The following is a 3,450-nucleotide window of genomic DNA, read 5'->3' as shown; positions in this document are numbered from 1 at the left end:
TCGCCGAACGGTTCGCGCTGTTCGCCGAGTGTCTGCTCACCGGGGTGTGGATCGCGGTGGCCGCGCTGCCGCTCGTGACGTACCCCGCCGCGTTCGCCGCCGGGTCCCGGCATCTCCGCCGCCGTACCGCCCATGTGGGCGGCGGACTGCGCGAGTTCGTGGCCGACTTCCGGGCGGCGCTGCGCGGCGGGTGGCTCGTCGGGCTCGCCGGCTGGGCCGCACTCGCGGCGGTGTGGGTCGACGTCCAGGCCGTACGCGCCGGGATCCCGGGCGGGCCGCTGGTCGGCGCCGTCGGTGTCCTCGCGCTGATTGGCGCCGCCGTCACGATGCTGCGCGCGGCGGCGGTCTGGGAGCCCGGCGCCGCCTGGCGGGCTCTGCTCGGGGCGGCCGGGCGCCGGACGGCGCGCGATCCCGCCGGGTCCTTCCTCGTCGTCGGCGGACTGGCCGTGGTCGCCTGCTCCGCCTGGTTCACCGCCCCGCTGGCGGTCCCGGTCCTCGGGGCCGTCGCCGCGGCGGCCCTCGCCGTGGAGGAGCGGTACCGGCGCCGCCGCTGACCCAAGGCGGTGCCTCGCACAAGGTCGGCCCCCCGGGCGCCGCACCTCGCTCTGTCATGCCCCTGACCACCCCGCACGCAAGACCTCCCGTACGGAAAGGAAAGGCCATGTCCCCCATCGACCGCAGGTCCCTGCTCAAGGCGGCCGCCGTCGCCGGAGCCGCCGCGCAGTTCAGCTGGGCGCTAGGGAGTACGACCGCCCAGGCGGCACCGAGAGCCGAGACCGCGGAGGCGGAACCGGTCACCCTGGACTGGCTGGAGGACGGCGGCCTCGGAGCCGCGCCCGGCTCCACCGTGGGCGTGCCCTGGCCGAAGGGCGCGTACGAGAAGGAACAGTCGTTCTCCTTGAAGGACGCGGACGGCAAGGAGATCCCCGTCCAGTCCTGGCCCATCGGCTACTGGCCCGACGGCTCCCTGAAATGGACCGCGCACGCGGTCGGCGCGGGCGCCGGCTCCGGCAAGCTCACCCTGACCGCGGGCACCCCCGCCGCTCCGGCGAAGAAGGTCACCGTCGACAAGCGCGGCGGCACCATCGACGTGTCGACCGGCGTCATCACCGCCAAGATCGGCAAGAGCGGCTCCACCCTCGTCAAGTCGGTGCTGCGCGGCTCCACCGAGGTCGCCCGCACCGGCCGCCTCGTCCTGCTGCGCCAGCCCGAGATCGAGGACGGCGACCAGGGCACGGTCAAGTACGAGCGCTTCGAGAGCGTCATCGACGAGGTCGAGGTCGAGCAGGAGGGCCCCGTCCGTGCCGTGGTCCGCATCGACGGCAAACACCGCAAGGGCGGCCGCAGCTGGCTCCCCTTCTCGGTCCGCCTCTACTTCTACGCGGGCGCCGAATCGTTCCGCATGATCCACACCATCACCTTCGACGGCACCCAGGAGCCCGGGAAGGCGAGCGGCGACTTCATCCGCGGGATCGGCGTCCGCTTCAAGGTCCCGATGCGTGACGCCGCGTACGACCGGCACATCCGCATCGGCGGCGAGGGCACCGGTCTGCTCCGCGAGGCCGTCAAGGGCGTCACAGGACTGCGCCGGGACCCCGGCTCGGCCGTGCGCACCGCCCAGTTCGAGGGCAAGAAGCTGCCCGACCCGGCCACGTGGGACCAGCGGGTCACCACCCGCCTGCAGTACATCCCCGAATGGGGCGACTACACCCTCTCCCAGCTCTCCGCCGACGGCTTCTCGGTCCGCAAGCGGACGAAGAAGGGCCACGGCTGGATCCCGGCGGGCGGCGGCCGCCGGGCCAGCGGCTTCGGGTACGTCGGCGGGGCGAGCGGCGGGTTCGCCGTCGGCCTCAGGGACTTCTGGGAGAAGTTCCCCGCGCAGCTCGACATCCGGGACGCCCACACCGACGAGGCCGAGGTCACCATGTGGCTGTGGTCTCCCGAGGCACAGCCCATGGACCTGCGCTTCTACCACGACGGCATGGGCCAGGACACCTACCCCGAGCAGCTCGAGGGCCTCAACATCACCTACGAGGACTACGAGCCCGGCTTCGGCACCCCCTACGGCATCGCCCGCACCAGCGAACTCCTCTTCTGGGCCCATGAGTCGACGCCCGCCGCCGACGCCATGGCCCGGCAGGTCGAGGCGGTCCGCACACCCCCGCAGCTCGCCGCGCCGCCCAAGCAGCTCGTCAAGGCCGGTGTCTTCGGCAAGCTGTTCTCCCAGCCGGACCGCTCCACCGCCGCCAAGGCGAAGATCGAGGACCACCTCGACTTCCTCTTCACCTACTACAAGGACCAGGTGGAGATGCGCCGTTGGTACGGCTTCTGGGACTACGGCGACATCATGCACAGCTACGACCCGAGCCGCCACCAGTGGTGCTACGACGTCGGCGGCTACGCCTGGGACAACTCCGAGCTCTCGCCCGACCTGTGGCTGTGGTTCGCGTACATGCGCTCCGGTCGCGCCGACATCTTCCGCTTCGCGGAGGCCATGACCCGGCACACCGGCGAGGTCGACGTCTACCACCTCGGCAAATGGGCCGGACTCGGCACCCGCCACGGCGTCCAGCACTACGCCGACAGTGCCAAGCAGCAGCGCATCGCCAACACCACCTACCGCCGCTACTACTACTTCCTCACCGCCGACGAACGCGTCGGCGACCTCATGCACGCCAACGTCGACTCCGACGAGACGTTCCTCGTCCTCGACCCCATCCGCAAGATCCGCACCGAGCCGTACACCCCCGACCGCAACGCCCTGTCGATCGGCTTCGGCACGGACTGGTCGGGCCTGGTCTCCGCGTGGCTGACCGAGTGGGAGCGGCGCGGGCCGAAGTGGGAGAAGGCCAAGGCGCGCGTGCTGTCGACCATGGAGACCATCGCCGCCCAGCCCAACGGCTTCGTCCAGGGCACCGGGCTGTACGACCTGGACACCGGGAAGTTCGCGGTCGCCGAGAAGCCGGTCGTCGGGGTCTCGCACCTGTCGGCGATGTTCGGCCTGGTCGAGATGTGCGCCGAACTCATCGACCAGATCGACATGCCCAAGTTCAAGGAGGCGTGGCTGGACTACTGCCGCTACTTCAACGCCACGAAGGCCGAGCAGGCCGCCCGCTACGGCTCGAACTTCGGGACGCTGCTCCTCTTCCAGGGGCACTCGCGGCAGGACGCCTACGCGGCCGTGCAGTTGGGCGACGACAAGCTCGCCGCCCGCGCGTGGCGGCAGTTCTACAACAGCGCCGACACCTGGGACTACAAGGAGTCCACCGACTGGTCCACGAAGAAGGTCGAGGGGCCGACGGGGCTCGTCCCCGGCAGCGAGGCCGCGTGGGTGTCCACCAACGCGACCGCCCTGTACGGGCTGGCGGCCATCCAGAACCTCGCGCTCGTCGGCGACAAGATGCCATGACGCTCCGCTGAGGAACCGGGGGACGGGGGCACCTTGGGGGG

General features: G+C 71.3%; 2 protein-coding genes. Both read left to right on the top strand.

Translation table 11 applies throughout. From position 1 onward, the window contains the following. Positions 1-554: hypothetical protein (locus tag AOK23_RS41665; protein ID WP_055717595.1), on the top strand; the 554-nt coding region annotated here is incomplete at its 5' end. 107 nt (positions 555-661) lie between these two features. Next, entirely contained in the window at positions 662-3,409 is a 2,748-nt protein-coding gene (locus AOK23_RS41660) for an exo-rhamnogalacturonan lyase family protein (RefSeq protein WP_055717594.1), read from the top strand. Positions 3,410-3,450: the final 41 nt, after the last annotated feature.

The sequence above is a fragment of the Streptomyces torulosus genome (assembly GCF_001419765.1).
Lineage (GTDB): Bacteria > Actinomycetota > Actinomycetes > Streptomycetales > Streptomycetaceae > Streptomyces > Streptomyces torulosus.
This window is presented reverse-complemented; position numbering and strand designations above follow the sequence as displayed.

Excerpts from the sequence above, each read along its gene's own strand:
- AOK23_RS41660 (WP_055717594.1), top strand. The coding sequence starts at position 662 with ATGTCCCCCATCGACCGCAGGTCCCTGCTCAAGGCGGCCGCCGTCGCC.